15 protein-coding genes and 3 pseudogenes are annotated in these 20,172 nt (G+C 66.6%); 15 read left to right on the top strand and 3 right to left on the bottom strand.

Annotation, left to right across the window (positions count from 1 at the left end):
• The first annotated feature begins 412 nt into the window (after positions 1-412).
• The 12 genes and pseudogenes from IEY56_RS04050 to IEY56_RS03995 all read left to right on the top strand — a co-directional run bounded on the left by IEY56_RS04050 (position 413) and on the right by IEY56_RS03995 (position 12,051).
• Positions 413-799: an SseB family protein gene (locus tag IEY56_RS04050; protein ID WP_189035646.1), complete on the top strand. Its 387-nt coding sequence runs from the start codon at positions 413-415 to the stop codon at positions 797-799.
• Positions 796-1,422 (top strand): hypothetical protein, encoded by a 627-nt coding sequence (locus IEY56_RS04045; RefSeq protein ID WP_189035645.1) that lies wholly within the window; start codon positions 796-798, stop codon positions 1,420-1,422. Before IEY56_RS04050 ends, IEY56_RS04045 begins: the two co-directional genes overlap by 4 nt.
• Before the next feature lie 2 nt (positions 1,423-1,424).
• Positions 1,425-6,146, top strand: a complete 4,722-nt coding sequence (locus tag IEY56_RS04040; protein ID WP_229711589.1) for a putative T7SS-secreted protein — start codon at positions 1,425-1,427, stop codon at positions 6,144-6,146.
• A gap of 16 nt (positions 6,147-6,162) precedes the next feature.
• The gene (locus tag IEY56_RS04035; protein WP_189035644.1) at positions 6,163-6,591 is read left to right on the top strand and encodes a hypothetical protein; all 429 of its coding nucleotides are present in this window, start codon (positions 6,163-6,165) and stop codon (positions 6,589-6,591) included.
• Between the two features lie 208 nt (positions 6,592-6,799).
• Positions 6,800-7,207, top strand: a pseudogene (locus IEY56_RS28250) (RHS repeat-associated core domain-containing protein); the annotation flags it as partial.
• Positions 7,208-7,430: 223 nt separating this feature from the next.
• Complete coding sequence (locus IEY56_RS04025; protein WP_229711588.1) at positions 7,431-7,655, top strand: hypothetical protein; 225 nt, start codon at positions 7,431-7,433, stop codon at positions 7,653-7,655.
• A gap of 241 nt (positions 7,656-7,896) precedes the next feature.
• Positions 7,897-8,239: pseudogene (locus IEY56_RS04020) on the top strand (RHS repeat-associated core domain-containing protein); the annotation flags it as partial.
• A gap of 389 nt (positions 8,240-8,628) precedes the next feature.
• Positions 8,629-8,940: an immunity protein CdiI family protein gene (locus IEY56_RS04015; protein ID WP_189035643.1), complete on the top strand. Its 312-nt coding sequence runs from the start codon at positions 8,629-8,631 to the stop codon at positions 8,938-8,940.
• 579 nt (positions 8,941-9,519) lie between these two features.
• A pseudogene (locus IEY56_RS04010) lies at positions 9,520-10,161 on the top strand (RHS repeat-associated core domain-containing protein); the annotation flags it as partial.
• Positions 10,136-10,582: a hypothetical protein gene (locus IEY56_RS04005; RefSeq protein ID WP_189035869.1), complete on the top strand. Its 447-nt coding sequence runs from the start codon at positions 10,136-10,138 to the stop codon at positions 10,580-10,582. The pseudogene IEY56_RS04010 and the gene IEY56_RS04005, both read left to right, overlap by 26 nt.
• A gap of 553 nt (positions 10,583-11,135) precedes the next feature.
• Positions 11,136-11,636, top strand: a complete 501-nt coding sequence (locus IEY56_RS04000) for a GNAT family N-acetyltransferase (RefSeq protein WP_189035641.1) — start codon at positions 11,136-11,138, stop codon at positions 11,634-11,636.
• Between the two features lie 64 nt (positions 11,637-11,700).
• Complete coding sequence (locus tag IEY56_RS03995; protein WP_189035640.1) at positions 11,701-12,051, top strand: DUF6086 family protein; 351 nt, start codon at positions 11,701-11,703, stop codon at positions 12,049-12,051.
• A gap of 13 nt (positions 12,052-12,064) precedes the next feature.
• Here IEY56_RS03995 and IEY56_RS03990 read toward each other — a convergent pair whose 3' ends face one another.
• On the bottom strand, positions 12,065-12,439 hold the full coding sequence (locus IEY56_RS03990) for a hypothetical protein (RefSeq protein WP_189035639.1): 375 nt from the start codon (positions 12,437-12,439) through the stop codon (positions 12,065-12,067).
• 248 nt (positions 12,440-12,687) lie between these two features.
• Between IEY56_RS03990 and IEY56_RS03985 the strand changes: the two genes are divergently transcribed.
• Complete coding sequence (locus IEY56_RS03985) at positions 12,688-14,103, top strand: FAD-binding oxidoreductase (protein WP_189035638.1); 1,416 nt, start codon at positions 12,688-12,690, stop codon at positions 14,101-14,103.
• Between the two features lie 49 nt (positions 14,104-14,152).
• Here the strand turns inward: IEY56_RS03985 and IEY56_RS03980 are convergent, their stop codons facing one another.
• Complete coding sequence (locus tag IEY56_RS03980) at positions 14,153-14,398, bottom strand: DUF397 domain-containing protein (protein WP_189035637.1); 246 nt, start codon at positions 14,396-14,398, stop codon at positions 14,153-14,155.
• The gene (locus IEY56_RS03975; RefSeq protein ID WP_229711587.1) at positions 14,395-15,288 is read right to left on the bottom strand and encodes a helix-turn-helix domain-containing protein; all 894 of its coding nucleotides are present in this window, start codon (positions 15,286-15,288) and stop codon (positions 14,395-14,397) included. The genes IEY56_RS03980 and IEY56_RS03975 overlap by 4 nt, the downstream gene beginning before the upstream one ends.
• Positions 15,289-15,901: 613 nt before the next feature.
• On the opposite strand from IEY56_RS03975, the gene IEY56_RS03970 reads away from it, so the two are divergent.
• Together IEY56_RS03970 and IEY56_RS03965 are read left to right on the top strand one after the other, a co-directional pair.
• Positions 15,902-18,409, top strand: coding sequence for a PQQ-dependent sugar dehydrogenase (locus IEY56_RS03970; RefSeq protein ID WP_189035636.1), 2,508 nt, complete (start codon positions 15,902-15,904; stop codon positions 18,407-18,409).
• 128 nt (positions 18,410-18,537) lie between these two features.
• Complete coding sequence (locus tag IEY56_RS03965) at positions 18,538-19,875, top strand: ThuA domain-containing protein (RefSeq protein ID WP_229711612.1); 1,338 nt, start codon at positions 18,538-18,540, stop codon at positions 19,873-19,875.
• The last annotated feature ends 297 nt before the right edge of the window (positions 19,876-20,172 follow it).

Below are 20,172 nucleotides of genomic sequence, written 5' to 3'. Positions count from 1 at the left end.
CATCCTGTGCCCGGAAAGGTCGGGCCGGGCGTGCTCATCGCCCGGCGCGGCTGCGCGGCGACCTCGACAGCGGTGCCGACGCACCGCGTTCGGCTCCTGGACGTGATCACCGCCTCATCCGGTCTCCGCCACCGGGCGGCGTCGTACCCCGCGTGTACGGTGAGGAGCAGCGTAGAGACGTCGGGGGACGGGGAGTTGTACCGGATGCCGGGGGAAGCGGCAGCATCCGCGGACGGCCGCACGGGCATGCCCGAAACAGCGGCCGCGGTGGGGAGTTCGAACATCGCGCGGGTCTGCCGCCGACGCCTGCCCGTGCCTCGACGGCCGCTGTGGAAACGGGCACTCGGCACGCACGTGCCGCAGGGGGCGTCCCCGTCCCCGACGCCCGCACCATCGAACGACCGGGGGTGTCATGCTGACGGAGGACTTCACGGACGTCGACGCGGCACGGGAGCACGTGGCCGCCACGCTGGGGGAGTTCCGCAGATCCCTGCTGCTCGTGCCGATCCGGTACGGCGGCGTCCTCACCGGCGACCAGGGCGGTCTGCGGTGGATCTACGCGTTCACGGGCCCGGACACGCTGACGGCCTTCGCGCGGGCCCGTGGCGAAGGCGGGGAATGGGAGTTCCGGCAGGTCTACGGGGCCCGCCTGCTGGACGAGACCCTGGCCGAGGTCGGCGTGCCGTGCGGCGTCGCGGTCGACGTGGGCAGCGAGGGGGCGTTCCTGCTGCCACCGGTGAAGGGGATCGTGCCCGACGAGGCGGCCGTGGACGGGGAGCCGGAGGGGGCAGCGGAATGAGCGGCGGCTACAAGTTCGACCCGCAGGCGGCGAAGCTCGTCCAGCAGGGCCTGAAGGCGGCGACGGCGGAGCTGGAGGACACCGGCTTCTTCTCGATCAACGCGCAGCAGGGGCAGGGCTTCCAGTTCCTGCAGATGTCGGGCATGGAGATGGGCAACGGCGAACTCGCCTCCGTCTTCGGGCAGTTCTGCGGCCGGTGGGGTATGGCCATCAACGGCAAGATGCAGGACCTGAACGACATCGCGGAGCGGCTCGGCCTGTCCGCGGGGCTGTACCACGAGCAGGAGCAGTACGTGAACGACACCCTCAAGGAGGCTGTCGTCACGTCCAGTTCGTACAACCCGCAGCAAGGCCTCGCGGAGGGCGAGAACGCGGGGGAGAAGTCCTGGGGCGAGGTGTGGGGCGATGTGAAGCCCCGCGCACCGGAGTTCGACACCTCCATGCCGGATCTGGGCGAGATGGGCGGCCAGTGGGGCCAGGTCGGTGACGACTTCGCCGACTCGCCGTGGCAGGACGTGGCCGGTCCGGACCGCTGGGACGACTCGGACTGGCAGTGGGACGGGCCGCCGCCCGAGCAGGGGCAGAGCGGCCAGGGGAACGGCAGGGGCGACGGGGGGAACTGACGGTGGGACTGGGGGAGGCGTTCGACAACCCGCTCGGCGCGGTGAAGAGCGGCCTGGAGAAGGTCGGCGACGGCGTCGAGTGGGCCGGCGGCAAGGCCGCCGACGGCCTCGACGAGATCGGCCTCGAGGGCGCCGCGGAGGGCGTACGCGACGCGGGGGAGTGGACGGCGGACAAGCTCGGCGCCGACGTCGCCGAGAGGCAGCTCGGCGAGACGGAGGACCCGAAGGAGATCATCCACGGCGACGTGGGGAAGCTGACCGAACGGGCCGAGCATCTGCGGGACTTCTACAAGGCCTTCGACAAGCTCGGCACCGGCCTGAAGCGCCTCGACGTGCACGGCTGGGAGGGCGAGGCGGGCGAGGCCTTCCGGTCCGAGTTCGAGCCGCAGCCGAAGTTCTGGATCAAGGCGGCGGACGCCTGCGAGTCCGCCGGGAAGCAGATCGTCCAGTACGCGTCCACCGTGGAGTGGGCCCAGGGGGAGGCCAAGGAGGCCGTCGCCCTGTACAAGAAGTCGAAAGCCGCCTCGGACAAGGCAGTCGACGACTACAACGCGAAGGCCGACGCCTGGAACCGCAAGAACGAGTCCGGTCAGGACCCCGGGCCGAAGCCGCCCCCGTTCGAGGACCCCGGCAAGGCCGGGCTGGACCGCGCCCAGCACATGGTCCGCGAGGCGCGCAGCCAGCGCGACGACGCCGCGCGCCGCGCGAAGGACGCCATGCGCGGACTGGTGGAGCAGGCCCCGGAGCTGCCCGGCGCCTGGGAGACCGTGAAGATGGCCGGCCGGGACATGTTCGAGGGCATGGCACTGAACGGCATGCACATCGCGGGCGGTGCGCTGAAGGGCGTCAGCGAGATGGCGGGCCTGGCCCGGATGCTGAATCCGATGGACCCGTACAACATGACCCACCCCGGCCAGTACGTGCAGAACATGAACGGTGTCCTCACCGGCCTGGCCTCCACCGCCGCCCACCCCGAACGCCTCGTCGGAATGGTCAAGAACCAGAACTGGCGCGACCCCGGGGAGGCCGCCGGGAAGCTCCTCGTCGACCTCGCCGGCGGCAAGGGCGCGGGCGGAGCCGCGAAAGGCGGACTCAAGGGCGCCCTGAAACACGGCATCAAGGAGGGCGCGGAGCAGGGCGCGCGGAAGACGCTCAAGGAGCGGCTGAGCGATCTGCGCCGCCAGTTCAACTGCAAGGTCCTGCGCAACGAGCCGGTGGACATGGCCACGGGGCGCATGGTCCTCCAGGAGACCGACGCCGCGCTGCCCGGTTCCTTCCCGCTGGCCCTCACCCGCACCTTCGAGTCCGCGTACCGCCTCGGCGGCTGGTTCGGTCCCGCCTGGGCCTCGACTCTCGACGAGCGGCTGGAGGTGGACGCGGAAGGCGTCGTCTATGTCTCCGCCGACGGCAGCGCCCGCCCCTACCCGCACCCCGCGCCGGGCGTTCCCGTCCTCCCCGAGGAGGGCCTGCCCTGGCCACTGGACCGCCGCGTCGACGGCTCGTACACCCTCACCGATCCGGTCAGTGGCGTGACGCGTACCTTCGCCGCCCCGGAAGGCGCCGCACCCGGCGGTGACGGCGTCGCACGCATCGCCGCGCTCGGCGAAGAGACCGGCGGCTGGGCGTCGTTCGAGTGGGACGACGAGACCGGCGCGCCGCATTCCGTCACCCACTCCGGCGGCTACGAGCTGAAGTTCCAGTGCCAGGGCGGACGGATCCGTGCCCTGTCCCTGGCGGGAGGGGCGCCGGACGGAACGGACCAGCAGCTCAAGTCCTACGGCTACGACGAGGCGGGCCACCTGACGTCGGTCTCCGACTCCACCGGAGCGACGCTGCGCTACGGCGTGGACGAGCGGGGCCGCATCGTCTCCTGGACCGACAGCAACGACCGCTCGTTCTCCTACACCTATGACGACGACGACCGCTGCGTCTTCCACACGGGCGAGGCCGGCCATCTCCGCACGACGTTCGAGTACGGGCTGCCGTCCGAGACGCCCGGGCACACCACCACCCGCGTCACCGACTCCCTCGGCCACACCAAGCACTACCTGGTCGACGGCAAGCTGCGGATCGCCGCGGAGACCGACGCCAACGGCGGGAGCACGCACACCACTTACGATGCCCAGCACCGCCCGCTCACCGTCACCGACCCCAACGGCGGCACCGTCCGCTACACCTACGACGGCGTGGGACGCCCGCTGCGCGCCGTGCTGCCGGACGGCGGCGTGATCACCGTCGAGTACGACGAGCACGGCCGTCCTGTCCGCAGGACCGACGCGGACGGCGCCGAGTGGCGCTTCGCCCGCGACGAGCGGGGCCTCCTCACCGCCGTCACCGACCCGGCGGGCTCCACCACGGCGTACGGCTACGACGCGCGCGGCCATCTCGCCTCCGTGACCGATCCGTTGGGCGCGACCAGCACCGTCCGCTGCGACAGGGCGGGGCTTCCCCTCCAGATCGCCGCCCCGCCAACGGCCTCCGGAATGGGAGGCCCCGGCGGCGGGGCCACGACGTACGTCCGCGACGCCTTCGGGCGTCCCGTCACCGTCACCGACCCGGCGGGTGCCGTGACCCGGCTGGAGTGGACGCCGGAGGGGCGGCTCGTGCGCCGCGTCGACCCCGGCGGCGAGGTGCACACCTGGACCTACGACGGCGAAGGCAACTGCCTCACCCACACGGACCCGGCCGGCGGCGAAACCCGGTACGAGTACACGCACTTCGACCTGCGCACGGCCCAGACTGGTCCCGACGGAGTCCGCCACACCTTCGCCTACGACACGGAGCTGCGGCTCGTCCAGGTCGCCAACCCCCAGGGACTGACCTGGAGTTACACCTACGATCCCGCCGGACGCCTGATATCCGAGACCGACTTCGACGACCGCACCATGCAGTACGGTCACGACGCCGGCGGCGGACTCGCCTTCCGCACCAACCCGGCGGGCCAGACGATCAGCTTCTCCCGCGACGCCATGGGCCGCGTCACCAGGAAGAACGCCGACGGCGACGCGACGGATTACTCCTACGACGCCGCCGGACGCCTCATATCCGCCCACGGACCGGGCGTCGACCTGCTCTGCCGGCGGGACAAGCTCGGACGCGTCAAGGACGAGGCCGTCAACGGCCGTGTCCTCACCCACGATTACGACGCGCTCGGCCGCCGCACCCGCCGCGTCACACCCGCCGGAACCGTCACCGAGTACACGTACGACGCGGCCGGCAACCGCACCTCACTCACCACGAACGGCCACACGCTCACCTTCGACCACGACGAGTCCGGACGCGAGACCAGCCGCAGCTTCGGCGACTCCGGCCTGACGTTCACCAGCCTCTGGGACCCGGCGGGACGCCTCGCGTCCCAGACGATCGCCGGCCCGGTTGCGGGCACGGTGCAGCGCCGCACGTACCGCTACCGCGCGGACAGCCATCTCGTCGGCGTCGAGGACCAGCTGAACGGCACGCAGCTCTACGACCTGGACAGGGCGGGGCGCGTCACGGCGGTACGGGCGGAGAACTGGTCGGAGACGTACGCGTACGACGAGGCCGGCAACCAGACCTCGGCCGACTGGCCTGCCCGGCACGCCGGTTCGGACGCCCGCGGCGAACGCAGCTACAGCGGCACGAAGCTGCTGACGGCCGGGTCGGTCCGCTACGAGTACGACGACGCGGGCCGCGCGGTGCTGCGTCAGAAGTCGCGGCTGTCGAAGAAGCCGGACACGTGGCGCTACGTGTGGGACGGCGAGGACCATTTGACGTCGGTGACCACGCCGGACGGGGTGCGGTGGCGGTATCTGTACGACCCGCTGGGGCGTCGGATCGCCAAGCAGCGGCTCGGCGAGGACGGTCAACGGGTGCTGGAGCAGGTGGACTTCACCTGGGACGGGCCGACGCTGATCGAGCAGACGACGACGGCTCCGAACCTGCCGGATCCCGTGACGTTGACGTGGGATCACGACGGGTTGCGTCCGTTGACGCAGACCGAGCGGATCACGGACGAGACGACGCAGGCGGAGATCGACTCCCGCTTCTTCGCGATCGCCACGGACCTTGTGGGCGCGCCGACGGAGCTCCTGGACGAGAGCGGCGGGATCGCGTGGCGTACGCGCAGCACGTTGTGGGGGACGACGACGTGGAACGCGGACGCGACGGCGTACACGCCGCTGCGCTTCCCCGGCCAGTACGCGGACCCGGAGACGGGCCTGCACTACAACTTCCACCGCCACTACGACCCCACCACGGCCCGCTACCTTTCCCAGGACCCCCTGGGCCTCGACCCGTCCCCCAACCCGGTCACCTACGTCCACAACCCGCATTTCGAGACTGATTGTCTAGGCCTAGCGCCGGACGACTGCCCAAGTCGTTCGAGCGGAAGCAGCGGCGGGCGCTCGGCGCAATTGCGTGGCGAGAGGTACGAACATCACCTCCACGATAAACTCGGCGGCGGTGGGAGTTTCTCCGAAATGGGGCGAGAATTTGACGGGGCGTTTGTTGACGAAGTAACAGGACGCGGCACCTGGTACGAAGCAAAATCTGGCGGCTTCTGGGACAGATTGGAAGGAAATCAAAAGGCGCAAGGGAAATTCTTCTCCACGGAAGGACAGAAGCAGCAGATTGCTGCTAGTAAGGGCGTTGAATACATAGTCATTTCTGAGCGAAGGATCCCAGATAGGGTTACTCAATGGCTTGACAAAAAAGGAATCCCGTGGCGAATCGAACCGATGGACTAGTGGAAAGGTGCTGACTATGGCTAGGTCGTCTGACATCGATTTCAGCTTCGAAGAGAAACTGGAAGTCTCGGCTGTAGTACATCGACTCATGAGTCATGGGGCGTCGTTCCTTCGTGATGGACGGGTCACCTATGTGATCGACAAAGAAGAGATGTTCGATTGGCAAAGCGTTCCGGCTCTAGAGTTGGAAAGGGTTCTTGCCATTGCCGATACGGAAAGTGCCGATTTTAGTTTCGGCCTCGCCGTCTTTCTAGATGATCGCTTCACTGGAGGCGATCTGTTGTTCCATCCCGGGCATAAGACTGCATCCTTCATGGTGACGATCAATCGGAAATTGCTTTTTGGGAGTCAGCGGTTTTGCGACTTCGGGTGGTACTTGAATCGTTTGATCCCCGTCTTCGAGGAATTCAACCTCACTTCGTTCACTGCATCTGACTACTCATGAGTTGTGCTCCAGTCCACTGATTGCGGGGTGGCGAATCGGAGGCAAGCGAAGTCTGACTATGTCCCCAGAGTTGTGTTCGACTTGATGTGCTATCAGCCTTGGGAGGCGTAGACCACTTGAACACTAGAAAGCAAGTAGCTGCGTCCGTTGTCGCAGCTGAGCGGATCACGGATGAGACGACGCAGGCGGAGATCGACTCGCGCTTCTCGCGATCGCCACGGACCTGGTGGGTGCGCCGACGGAGTTGCTGGACGAGAGCGGTGGCATCGCGTGGCGTACGCGCAGCACGTTGTGGGGGACGACGACGTGGAACGCGGATGCGACGGCGTACACGCCGCTGCGCTTCCCCGGCCAGTACGCGGACCCGGAGACGGGCCTGCACTACAACTTCCACCGCCACTACCACCCGACCACGGCCCGCTACCTATCCCAGGACCCCCTGGGCCTCGACCCGTCCCCCAGCCCGGTCACCTACGTCCACAACCCGCACACATGGGCGGACCCACTGGGACTGGCGGGGTGTGAGCCTCCGGCCGTTTCTGAGACGAGAAATGGTAAAGGAAGTATCGTCAGCAAGTATCCGATGACCTCTGACGAGGCGATGACGGCCGGAAAGGATTTCCTCGGAGAGGGATACAGGGAACTTGGACAGAACCGCGGCGTCTTTCGTAGTGCAGATGGACTTCGGCAATTCCGCATGGACCAGGGCTCCATCGCAGGAAATCATTGGCCCGATGTCCCGCACGTTCACTTTGAGATTTTTTAACACGCAGGTGATAAGAAGCCGCGCGTCAACAATCATGTTCCGTTGACGGACTAAAATACGGGTTGGGATCAGCGTGATCAGGATCGGAATGGTGGGTAAAATTGAATCAGGGGATGATCAAGGGAAGTTTGTGAAGGTCCAAGAGCTTCCGGACGATCCACCCAGTTATTTAGTCCATGTGGCGGCAGACGATGCCTTCAAGACCGACGGAGGCGATGACTGGGTTGAAGACTACTGTTCTTTGGAACAGTACTTCGCAGAGGCAAATTGGGTAATCGTTTGGGAAGGGGAAGAATGAACAAACAACCTATCCCTCAAGGATGAACCTGCTTGTTCCATTTTTCCAGAGTTCCCACGGCGGTAGGTGAGGATCACACTTCACCGTCCCCTGTGATCGAGAGGGCCGAGGGTGCACTATCGCGTGGTCTATTCTGGCGTCGTCAATCGGTTCAGCATCTTTTTGAGTATGAGAAAGGGCAACGGTCCAGGATTGGACTTCGCTTCTTTCGCTGCTCTGGCCAGGGGGAGCCGAGAGCCCAGAGGCGGAGATCGATTCGCGGTTCTTCGCGATCGCCACGGATCTGGTGGGTGCGCCGACGGAGCTGCTGGACGAGGGCGGCGGCATTGCCTGGCGCACACGCAGCACGTTGTGGGGGACGACGGCGTGGAACGCGGATGCGACGGCGTACACGCCGCTGCGGTTCCCCGGCCAGTACGCGGACCCGGAGACGGGCCTGCACTACAACTTCCACCGCCACTACGACCCCACTACGGCCCGCTACCTTTCCCAGGACCCCCTGGGCCTCGACCCGGCCCCCAACCCGGTCACCTACGTCCACAACCCGCACACATGGGCAGACCCGCTGGGACTGGCGGGTTGTAAAGTTAATCCCAAAGCTGTCGAACAGATGGAGCGTGATGGAACCAAATTCGAGAGAGCAGCTTGTTGCTGCAGGTTTCGATCGCGACGGAAAAGTGGTCTTTCTCGAGCAGGGAAACCCGAAGGCCGGGCTCCAACCTGTGCTAAATGAGCACGGTAGCGAGTTCGAGGGGAAAGGAATATCTCGTGATCAAGTGCCTGACCTCATCATGAGGGCCCGCACTGAGGGCAAAGTCGTTGGTCATCAGGGAACTGGACCACGGGCGCGGCCAATATACGAGATTGCATTCAATGGGGCAACACGACGTGTGGCGGTTACGACAGGCAGTAATGGGTTCGTGGTAGGAGCAAACCTGAAAAGTCTCGATCAGGGGAGTGTATGGTCAAGGTTGTGCGATTGGCACCCGAGTACGAGTGCGATCCGTTGTGGCTCTCCACGCAATCAGGCGTAGAAAACATTCCTGCCTGTCATCTTCCCATTGATGCGGCACTCGTCGATGAAGTGCAAAAGTGGGGAGCAGAATATGAGGCCACTTATGTGCCGGAAGACCCTCTGGCCTCGGGGTTTTCTACGCCACGCGAGGAGAGTGACTTTGTTGAGCGTGGACGGGATATCGCCCACCGCCTGGCCGAAGAATTGGGATCAACTTGGTGCGTATATTTTTCTGTACCGGGGGCCGGGCCACGAGAAAAGATCACATGACTTCCTCTGTCGGTGCTGACTCCGGCTAGTTTTGACGAAGGTAGCAAATTGCTGCGCAGCTGTTGGCGGAACGGCGGCATCGCCTGGAAGACGCGAAATTCCCTAGTGGGGAAGCGACGTCGAACGCGAACAAAAATTGATGCCGCCGCGGTCTCCCGGCCACACGGTACTGACGGTCATTTGGGACAGTACAACAGGGTCGGAACCGAGCTGTCATGCATCAGTACTTTGATCGTGTCTTCTCTGAGCATGGTGACGGATCGCTGGCAAGAACCCGACGCAGACGCCCCGAGGCTGGTAAACGGCGTGGTGGTCTAGGTCGACGACCGGTTCCTAGCCTGAAGCCAGCGAGTTGGCTCCCTTGTCGGTCAGGCTTTCAGCCTGGGCTGGCTCCTCCCGGTCGACAGAGGTACTCCGAGCGACTGCCCCGTAGGAAGGTGCCGGCAGGATTCTACGAAGATGACCTCTGGGGGCGCCCGCTATTTCTCCAGTGCCCCCTTGGGTTCCGTCCCTGCCCCCAATTTGGCCACGTGCGGGCACGGATACAACCCGCTCCGTGGGCCATCCTCTGGTCAGGCGGTATGCCACCTGGTGGGTGCGCCGACGGAGCTGCTGGACGAGAGCGGCGGGATCGCGTGGCGTACGCGCAGCACGTTGTGGGGGACGACGACGTGGAACGTGGATGCGACGGCGTACACGCCGCTGCGCTTCCCCGGCCAGTACGCGGACCCGGAGACGGGCCTGCACTACAACTTCCACCGCCACTACCACCCGACCACGGCCCGCTACCTATCCCAGGACCCCCTGGGCCTCGACCTGTCCCCCAGCCCGGTCACCTACGTCCACAACCCGCACACATGGGCAGACCCGCTGGGACTGTCGGGGTGTGGGCTAGACCTCACAAATGCGACTCCGCACAGCGGAAGATTTCCAAGGACGGCGAACCCCAATGAGGTTCTCGTGCGACGAAAGGACGACGGTACCGTTACAGCTTACGCTGTATATGACGCTGCAGGTCAGACACTGAAGCGCGTCGACGTGGATCCCAACTCTGCGCCGCACAACGGTATCCCTGCCCCTCACGTCGTGGAGATCGTGGAGGATGTGAACCCCAAGACTGGCCAATCATTCCCGAGATGGGGTGAGACGCGACCAGCGAGGCCAGACGAAATTCCAATACCGGAACGTGATAACAGTGGAGCCAGTGCACTCAGAAATTGAGGCTTGGGCGCGTAGTTTCACCGGAAACCTTGACTACCTCGATTGGGCCTCTTCCAGGTTGACGCTTCCTGATTGGTTGGCCCTCGCTCGACTCTTTCGGCCGAAATTTATCGAGGTTTCAGGGTGCGTGCTCTGGGATCGTGCCTATCACCCGGAGAACTTTCAACTCTGGCATGACCAGGTAAATGGCAATCCAACGGCGATCGAGTCAGTTTTGAACAGAGTTCGACTCTGGCAGTTCATCGACGTCGACAGTCAAGAAGACGAGGTGGCGATGAACTCGCTTGCTCAGGATATCGTGTTCTTCTGGCGCGCCTCTCTGGAGAATGCCTTCCCGGAAAAAGAATTCGAAGTCTCAATCATCGATATCGGTGACGGACCAGAGGTCGGATTTATCGTGCGTAGACCCACCACGGACTGATGTCAAACATATGTGCTCCTGATCTAGTCATGTTTCTAGGAATCAGAGCGCGTATTCGGCGTCGAATACGGTTCCGCTTGCGCGAAGACTGCAAGAGAACTCGGGACGGGGCGATCTCTGCGTGAGCTTCTTGCCGACCCCCAATCGTAGGCTGAACCACTGGTGGCACTTCGGCAGCGAGTTCGCGGCGAGCGTGGACAAGGTCGAGAGCTCCACTGAAGTCGGATGAGCTCGGAGTGATGGTGGGGATAGAGGTCGGTGAGTGCCAGCTGATACGAGTGAGTGCTGTTCATACTCTCCAGCGGTGCTGGCTGTCGAGTTGGGGGAACCGCGCTGAGAACGAAGGCTCTGCATGCATAGTGGAAAGCGGAGGCGGCGTCCGGGTCGACATCGTGGCCGTGGCTTGGGCGGATCCGCTTCTTAGCGAAGTGTGGTCGATCGGAGTGTCGAGGGCTTCGCAATCCTGACTTGGCAGAAGGCTTCATCCCGCTACGGCCTATCGACGTACGGAAACCCGGATGAGCTCACAGTGCCGTCTGGATAGGGTCGGCGGGTGCCCGAGCTGAGACGACTGAGTGCTGACCATGCCCCGGCGGTCCTGGCCTTCGAGTTGGCGAACCGCGCCTACTTCGCGGCCTCCGTCCCGGATCGCGGCGACGACTACTTCGACCGTTTCGCGGAACGGTACGACGCTTTGCTGGCCGAGCAGGAAGCCGGCGTCTGCGCGTTCTACGTCCTTGTCGCGGAGGACGGCTCGGTACTCGGCAGGTTCAACCTGTACGACCTGGAGGATCGGGCCGCGGACGTCGGCTACCGGGTGGCTCAGCAGGCCGCCGGCCGTGGCCTGGCGACCGCGACGCTTCGTGAGCTGTGCTGGCTGGCGGCGTCGGAGCACGGGCTGCGCGTACTGCGGGCGGCCTCTGCGCACGAGAATGCCGCGTCGCGGAGGGTGCTGAGGAAGGCCGGGTTCGTGAAGGTCGGCCCAGCCGGACCGGACGATCTCAGCGGCAAGCAAGGCAGCTGGTATCAGCTCGACCTGGGAGCGCAGTTGTAGATCGCGCCCAGCGCCGGGCAAGCACGGGCTATCCCACTGGCAGGTGTTGCTGATGAGCTGCTTCGTGACCATCGATCAAGTGGACGTGTGGAACCCGGCGAACACTGGGGTCAGGCTTTTCGTAGCGGAAGCGAGCCTTCTGGCAGAGGTCTTCAAGGAGGATCCGGGAGTAGGGCGGGTCGCGGACGACGAGCTGCAGATCGATGGCTGGCGATTCGCCTCGTTCTTATCCCGTCGTATGAGCGAATACGAAAGGTCCAATAACGGGGCCTTACGGGCTCTGATGGAAGGCTTTCTGGCAGTGAGCCTCGTGATGCTGCTGCGTGCGAAGCACCCTCTGGCCGAGTTCACGCGAGATCCCGGAAAGTTCTGGAGGCAGCGGATCGCAGAGGTGGGAAGGGGCATGCCTGTCTGACAGCGAACCCTTCTCATTCCCCCTGTTGCAGCCAGGTCAGGCTGTCGATGCGGTGAGTCAGCCACATGTGGCTGACCGAGGCCAGTACCACCAGCGTCAGAACCACGATCACGCCCGACACGACGTTTCGCATGGCGCGCCCTGCACGGTCGCGCAGTGCCGCACGCGCCCGCGACCACGTCAGAAGGGTGATCAGGGGGAACCCGACGAGCATGCACGGCAGCTCGATGTAGATGAGGCTCCAGTCGCGCTGACCTTCGAAATCTCCGCGCCATCCCGGGCCCGCGGAGTAGAACCACACGATGCAGCCGCTCCATGCCGCGGCGAATGTCAACAGGCAGCCGCTGGCTGCGGCGACCTGACCCTCACGCTCTCCGGACTTCTCCATATCTCGACCTGACGCCCCTCACGCCTGTCCCAGTTCCCTCGCCGTTGCGACCGCGATCCTGTCTGTCCGGCATCCCCGAGCACCCCCCGGAAGCGGGCAGGCGCTCAGGTATCCCCCTACGTTGATCTCGAAGTCCGTGATCTTGAGCTGTGGCCGGTCTGGTTCCCTCCGTGGGGCAGCGAGCGCAGCGGGCTTACCGTGGAAGAAGCGACAGCGGCAGCAGCAGTGCGCACCGGGAGGTGACGCCGATGTCGGATCAGCAGACGGTTACAGCGACATCCCCAGCGGAGCAGGCCATCGCCGATCAGCTGCGCGCCTCGTTCGAAGGTGAAGTGATCGATCGCGGGCATCCCGGCTACGACGAGGCCCGCACGGTGTGGAACGGTCTGATCGACCGTCGGCCGGCGGTCATAGCCCGGTGCTCCGGCACCGCGGACGTGGTCGAGGCGGTCGAGGTCGCCCGTAAGCATCGTCCCGTCGTCAGCATCCGCGGTGGCGGGCACCAGGTGGCGGGCAGCGGGGTCTGCGACGATGGACTGGTGATCGACCTGTCCGCGATGAAGGGCATCCATGTCGACCCCGTAGCCCGGACGGCGCGTGCCCAGCCGGGCGTGACGTGGGGCGAGCTGGACCGTGAGACCCAGTTGCACGGGCTGTTCACGCCGGGCGGAGAGATCTCGGCGACGGGCATCGCGGGCCTCACCCTCGGCGGCGGTCTCGGATTTCTGATGCGTGCGTACGGTCTGAGCTGCGACAACCTCCGCTCGGTCGAGATCGTCACCGCGGACGGCACCGTGCACACGGCGAGCCGGGAGCGGGAGCCCGACCTGTTCTGGGCGGTTCGGGGTGGTGGTCGCGGCGTCGGAGTCGTCACGTCGTTCGAGTTCGATCTGCAGCCGCTGGGCCCGGAGGTGACCGGTGCGCTGGTCCTCTACCCGTACGAGAACGCCGAGGCGGTCGTACGGGCATGGCGGGACGTGACGCTCACGGCACCGGAGACGGTCACCCCGGAGATCCTGTTGTGGAGCGTGCCCGCCGACCCGGCGATTCCGGAGGAGCTGCAGCGGGCGAAGTGCGTCCTGGTCGGCGGCGTGTACGCCGGCCCGCCGGGCGCGGAGGCGGCAGCGGCGGTGGCGCCGCTGCGTGAACTGGCCGAGCCGCTCATGGACTTGAGCGGGACGATGCCGTACGTGACGCTGCAGAGCGCGAACACCTGGCGGTTCCCTGACGGGGAGCGCTACTTCATGAAGTCGCACTTCATGGACGAGCTGACCGACGAGGCGATCCGGACGCTGGTGGAGTGGGACGCCCGGCGGCCAACCCCTGAGAGCCTGACCGTGATCCGTACGCTGGGCGGCGCCGTGGGACGCGTCGGCAGCGACGAGAGCGCGTTCGCGCACCGGTCCGCGCGCTACAACGTGAGCATCGACGCCGGCTGGCGCGACCCGGCGATGGACGACGAAGCGATCGGCTGGGCGCGTTCGGCGTGGGACGCGATGAAGCCGTTCTCGAGCGGCGGCACTTACGTCAACTTCGCCGGACTCGGAGAGGACGCGAGCGAGTTGCAGGGCGCTGTCTACGGTCCTCACGAGGAGCGGCTGGAACGCATTCGCGCCGCGTACGACCCGGAGGGACTGTTCGCACGGGCCGCACACCGGCCATGACGTACGCCGCAGCCGAACGATGCGTCAGCCGGTGGATCAACCCGGCGGCTCAACTCCCGGACGCGTACGAGATGAAGCTGCTCCACGCGGCGGGGGAGAGGGCGAGCTGAGGGCCCTGCGCGTTCTTGGAGTCACGGACGTGGACGGCATCGGGGCAGGTGGCGACCTCGACGCAATCGTCCCCCGAACCGCCGCTGTGGCTTGACTTCTGCCAGGAGAGTGCGATCTCGACACAGTCGCCGTCGCCACTACTGCTGTAGCTGCTTTTGAACCAGGCAAGTTCAGTGGTGCTCATAGCGCTCCTCGCATCCGCCGCAGCAGGCTCCGGGAGTCTTCGAGGGAGAGAGCCTGTGACCGCATCCTGGCATACCTCATCTGATGCATGCTCACCACGCGCGAATCAGCGACGAACTGGCCGCTCTCCTGGCCTTCGCAGTAGCCGAACCATTTGTGCTGCGGCGTCTCCAGCAGGCAGATAGGACCATCCAGCCCCGCGTGGCTCTCCCTCACCACCGGCATGAGCTGGATCTCGACGTTCCGTTGCTCCGCCACCGCCAGGACGTGGTCGATCAGCCCCCGCGTCACGTCCGTCCCACCCATGCGGCGCAGGAAGAGGTGTTCCTCAAGGATGAAGCTGTACGCCGTGTTGGGGCGTTCGGTGAGGAGCCGCTTGCGCTCTGCCCGCGCCTCCCACTGGGCTTCGATCTGCGCGTCGTCCAGGGGCGGGAGCTGATTGACGAACAGCGTCCGGGCGTACGTCTCCGTCTGCAACAGGCCCGGGACGAGGCGGCATTCGTACGTGTTGAGCGTGATCGCCTCCGCCTCCAGGCGGGCCCACTGGCGGAACCAGCTCGCGAGGCCCGGTTGCCGTGAGAGGTGCCGGGCGGCGCCGCGCAGCGCTCCGAAGGCGTCGAGCACTTCCTCGGCGCGTTCGACGAATTCTGGTTGCGGGAAACGCCGCCCCTGCTCGATCGATCCGACGGTCGGCTGCGAGTAGCGCACCAGCGGGGCGAACTCCTCCTGTGTCAGGCCCGCACGCTTCCGGAAGGCTTTCAGGACTTCCCCGAACGCCTTCAGGCTGTCTGAGGACTCCGGTTCCGCGCCGCTGCCAGGGCAGCCGCCGCTCGGCGTTCCGCCAGCTGCTTCGGTACCGGTGCCCGGGCTCCCGTCCATCCCGTCCGCCATGTCGGCCGTCCCCTTGTGTGCTCGCCCCCGGATACTCTGAACTCACGCATGGTCACGGTGTGTTACAGGTTCTGTCCACCACTTCCGCTCGTACGCGGATTCCGAGTACGGGTCGGCGAGCTGAGGAAGAACCCTCGCAGTCAGGCGTTCGGGCCCCTCCGAAACGCAGAGCGCGCTGCTCAACTCGTCCTGGCTGTATGAGGGTTCACGCCCCGGGCGTCGCCGCCGGGTGCAGTCGCATGCGTGGCCGGGTAGGGATCAACCTTGGCGCGGAGGGGGCTTGCCTTCCGGGCGCACGGTGACTCGGGGCGGCTCTCATCGTGCACACTCACGCTCACACTTTGTCCACATGGTGGAAGAAGCTGACTTGACCTCTGCCAAAGGGGTTTCCGAACGGGACGAAGATGGCTAACGTCCTTGTGGTGTACCGGACATGAGCCGTTTTCCCCTCGATCTCCTCACGACCGGTACGTCGCAACTCGTACCTCCAGCAATCCGGTGATCCCGGGCCCCACACCGGCGATCAAGTCGGCGCGACGGCGCGCGCCTGTGCGAACACGACGGTCTACGACACCTGCGTCCACCACCGTTTCTCCCTCTCAGGAGGAGTCGCGTGCACAGGATCACCCGCTCTCCAGCCAAGTCACGTTCCGCATCGACCAGATACGCCCGCCGCCGGCTCCGTGCCGCCATCCGCTCCCGTACCGCCGTGCTCCTCTCGGTGCTGCTCCTCGGCGGTGCCCTGAGTATCGGCGGCGCACCACCGAGCCAGGCCGCGGCCCCCGCCGTCGAGCCGGCCGCCGCCGACTTCCAGCAGGTCACGCTCGCCAAGGGGGTCGCCGAGACCGGTGAGCCCATGACGCTCGCCGTGCTCCCGGACGGCGGCGTGCTGCACACCGCCCGCGAGGGCACCCTGCGCCTGACGGACGCGGGCGGCGCCACGAAGGTCGCCGGCGAGTTGCCCGTCTACGGCCATGACGAGGAAGGTCTCCAAGGCGTCGGGGTGGACCCGGACTTCACGGAGAACCGTTTCGTCTACCTCTACTACGCGCCGCCCATGAACACCCCCGAAGGCGATGCCCCCGAGACGGGCAACCCGGACGACTGGAAGCCCTTCGAGGGCGTCAACCGCCTGTCCTGGTTCGTGCTTTCGGAAGACGGCACCCTCGACATGGACTCCGAGAAGACGATCCTCGAGGTGGCCGCCGACCGCGGACTGTGCTGCCACGTCGGCGGCGACATCGCCTTCGACGCGGACGGCAACCTGCTGCTGTCCACCGGCGACGACACCAACCCGTTCCAGTCGGACGGCTTCACGCCCATCGACGAACGGGCCGACCGCAACCCGGCGTTCGACGCGCAGCGCAGCTCCGGCAACACCAACGACCTCCGCGGGAAGATCCTCCGGATCAAGGTCGAGGAGGACGGCTCGTACAGCGTCCCGGAGGGCAACCTCTTCGAGCCGGGAACGGAGAAGACCCGTCCGGAGATCTACGCGATGGGCTTCCGCAACCCGTTCCGCATGACCGTCGACAAGCCGACCGGCACGGTCTACGTCGGGGACTACGGTCCCGACGCCGGTACCGCCGATCCGGCTCGCGGTCCCGCCGGGCAGGTCGAGTTCGCGCGCGTGACCGAGGCGGGAAACTACGGGTGGCCGTACTGCACGGGTGACAACGACGCCTATACGGACTACGACTTCGGCAGCGAGGAGTCCGGGGAGAAGTTCGACTGCGCCGCACCGAAGAACGACTCGCCGCACAACACAGGTCTTACCGACCTGCCCCCGGCGCAGGCCGCGTGGATTCCCTACGACGGCGCGTCCGTCCCGGAGTTCGGCGACGGTTCCGAATCGCCGATGGGCGGGCCCGTCTACCGCTACGACGAAGACCTCGACTCCGACGTGAAGTTCCCCCAGGAGTACGACGGGGACTTCTTCGCCGGCGAGTTCGGCCGCCGCTGGATCAAGCGCGTCGAGCAGGACGAGAACGGCGGCGTGACGTCCATCGACTCCTTCCCCTGGGACGGGACCCAGGTGATGGACATGGAGTTCGGGCCGGACGGCGCTCTCTACGTACTCGACTACGGCACCGGCTACTTCAACGGTGACGCGAACTCCGCCGTGTACCGCATCGAGAACGCGACGGACGGCCACAGCCCGATAGCCGAGGCGAAGTCGGACAAGACCAGCGGGCAGGCTCCGCTCGAAGTGGCCTTCTCCTCCGAGGGCAGCAGCGACGCCGACGGCGACGAGATCAGCTACAGCTGGGACTTCGGCGACGGAGGCACCTCGGACGAGGCGAACCCCACGCACACCTACACCGAGAACGGCACGTACTCGGCCACCGTCACCGCTTCAGATCCGGGCGGGCGCACCGGCAGTGCCAGCGTCATCGTGACGGTCGGCAACACCGCTCCGAAGGTGGAGATGCAACTTCCCGCCGACGGGCAGCCGTTCGGCTTCGGCGACGAGGTGCCCTTCGAGGTGAAGGTGACCGACCCGGAGGACGGGGAGATCGACTGCTCGAAGGTGGAGGTCAGTTACATCCTCGGCCACGACAGCCACGGGCACCCCATCACCTCGGCCAAGGGCTGCAAGGGCACCCTCAAGACCCCGGCTGACGGCGAACACGACCCGAATGCCGACATCTTCGGGGTCTTCGACGCCGAGTACACCGACGGCGGCGGGGGCGGACAGGACCCGCCGACCGGCCACGCGCAGAGCATCCTGCAGCCCGAGCACCGGCAGGCCGAGCACTTCACCGACTCCGCCGACGGAGTCACGGTCTCCGAAGCCGAGGACGCCGAGGGAGGCAAGGCGGTGACGGGCGTCGACAACGGCCAGTGGATCGTCTTCAAGCCCTATGTGACCGAGGACGTCACGGAGTTGACGGCACGGGTCAAGGCGGCCGGTCTCGGCGGCGGCACCGTCGAGGTACGTGCGGGAGCGCCGGACGGCACCCTGCTCGGCAAGGCCGACGTGGCGGCCGGCGACGGCTGGAGCGACGTGACCGCGCCCGTCGGGAACGCACCGGAAGGCAGCGGCGAGCTGTACCTGGTGTTCACCGGCGGCCTCGGCGACCTCTTCGACGTGGACAGCTTCACGGTGAAGACGGAATGAGGGGAGGAGGGCAGATGAGACGTACCGCAGACAGGGTCACGGGAGAGCCGCGGAACCGGCGGGGCGTGCCCGCAACGGGCCGGCGCGCCCGCCGGGCGGGCAGGTCGGCGCTCATCGCGGCGTCCGCGATGCTGCTGACCCTGGCCGTCGCCGTGCCGGGCTCCGCCGCGGCGGAACCATCCGGCCACTCACGCGACGGCGAACACGTCCTGGTCTTCTCCAAGACGGCGGGGTTCCGGCACGACTCGATCCCCGACGGCATCGCCGCCATCCAGGAGCTGGGCGCGGAGAACGGCTTCACCGTCGACGCGACGGAGGACGCCGCCGTCTTCACTCCGGAGAAGCTCGCCGAGTACGACGCGGTGGTCTTCCTCTCGACGACCGGCGACGTGCTCGACGACGGTCAACAGGCCGCGCTGGAGGGGTACATAGAGAAGGGAGGCGGCTACGCCGGGGTGCACGCCGCGGCCGACACCGAGTACGACTGGCCCTGGTACGGCGGGCTGGTGGGGGCCTGGTTCGACTCCCATCCGCTGATCCAGCCGGCCACCGTCGAAGTCCAGGACCGCGCGCATCCCGCCACGTCGCATCTCGACGAGGAATGGAAGCGCACGGACGAGTGGTACAACTACCGCTCCAATCCCCGGGAGAACGTCCGCGTGCTCGCCGCGCTCGACGAAAGCTCCTACCTCGGCGGCAACATGGGCGAGGACCACCCCATCTCCTGGTGCCGGGAGTACGAGGGCGGCAGGTCCTTCTACACGGGCAACGGGCACACCAAGGAGTCCTACGCCGACGAGGCCTTCCGGACGCATCTGCTCGGCGGGATCCGCTGGGCATCGGGTGCCGCGCAGGCCGACTGCCGCCCCGAGAACGGCTACACCGCTCTCTACGACAGCGGGACGGGGCTGGAGGGCTGGAAGCAGGCCGGGCCCGGCCACTTCGAACAGGCCGAGGACGGCACTCTCACCACGGTCGGCGGCATGGGCCTGCTGTGGTACGGGACGGAGCAAGTCGGCGGCTACTCCCTGAAGTTCGACTGGCGGATGTCCGGCGACGACAACTCCGGGGTCTTCGTCGGCTTCCCCGCGTCGGACGACCCGTGGACGGCCGTCGACCAGGGCTACGAGATCCAGATCGACGCCACCGACGTGCCGGAGAAGACGACCGGTTCCGTCTACGGCTTCCAGTCGGCGGACCTCGAAGCGCGCGACCGGGCGCTGAACCCGCCGGGGGAGTGGAACACGTACGAGATCCGCGTCGAGGGCGAACGCCTCCAGGTCTGGCTCAACGGCGTCCGGATCAACGACTTCACCAACACCGACCCCGTCCGCAGCCTCACGGACGGCCACATCGGCCTGCAGAACCACGGCGACGAGGACGAAGTGGCCTTCCGCGACGTGCGGTTGAAGAAGCCGGCCCCGGCCGGGCCCGGTGAGGGAGGAGGCGGCGCCCCGGGTCCGTGACGCACGGCCCGACGCACGTGGAGACCCGTCCGGCGCACGCCGGACGACGAGCCGCAGCCAGCGGCTCGCCCGCCCGGCGTCCCGCGGCCCGAGGGGGGCCGTGGGCACCGGGCAGGCGGCGGGGAGGAGAACGCCGACTCCTTCCCGCCGCCCACCGACAACGTTGCCCCCTCGCTCGCGACTCCCGCCCCTCCGGCAGCGCCGCGGCGCCCGGCCGCCCCGACGACCCGTCGCCCGGCTCCCGCCGTCCGGACACGCCGGCACGCCGCCGGCCCATCGACTCGAACCCTCGGCAGA

The sequence above is a fragment of the Streptomyces daqingensis genome (genome assembly GCF_014645895.1).
Lineage (GTDB): Bacteria > Actinomycetota > Actinomycetes > Streptomycetales > Streptomycetaceae > Streptomyces > Streptomyces daqingensis.
This window is presented reverse-complemented; position numbering and strand designations above follow the sequence as displayed.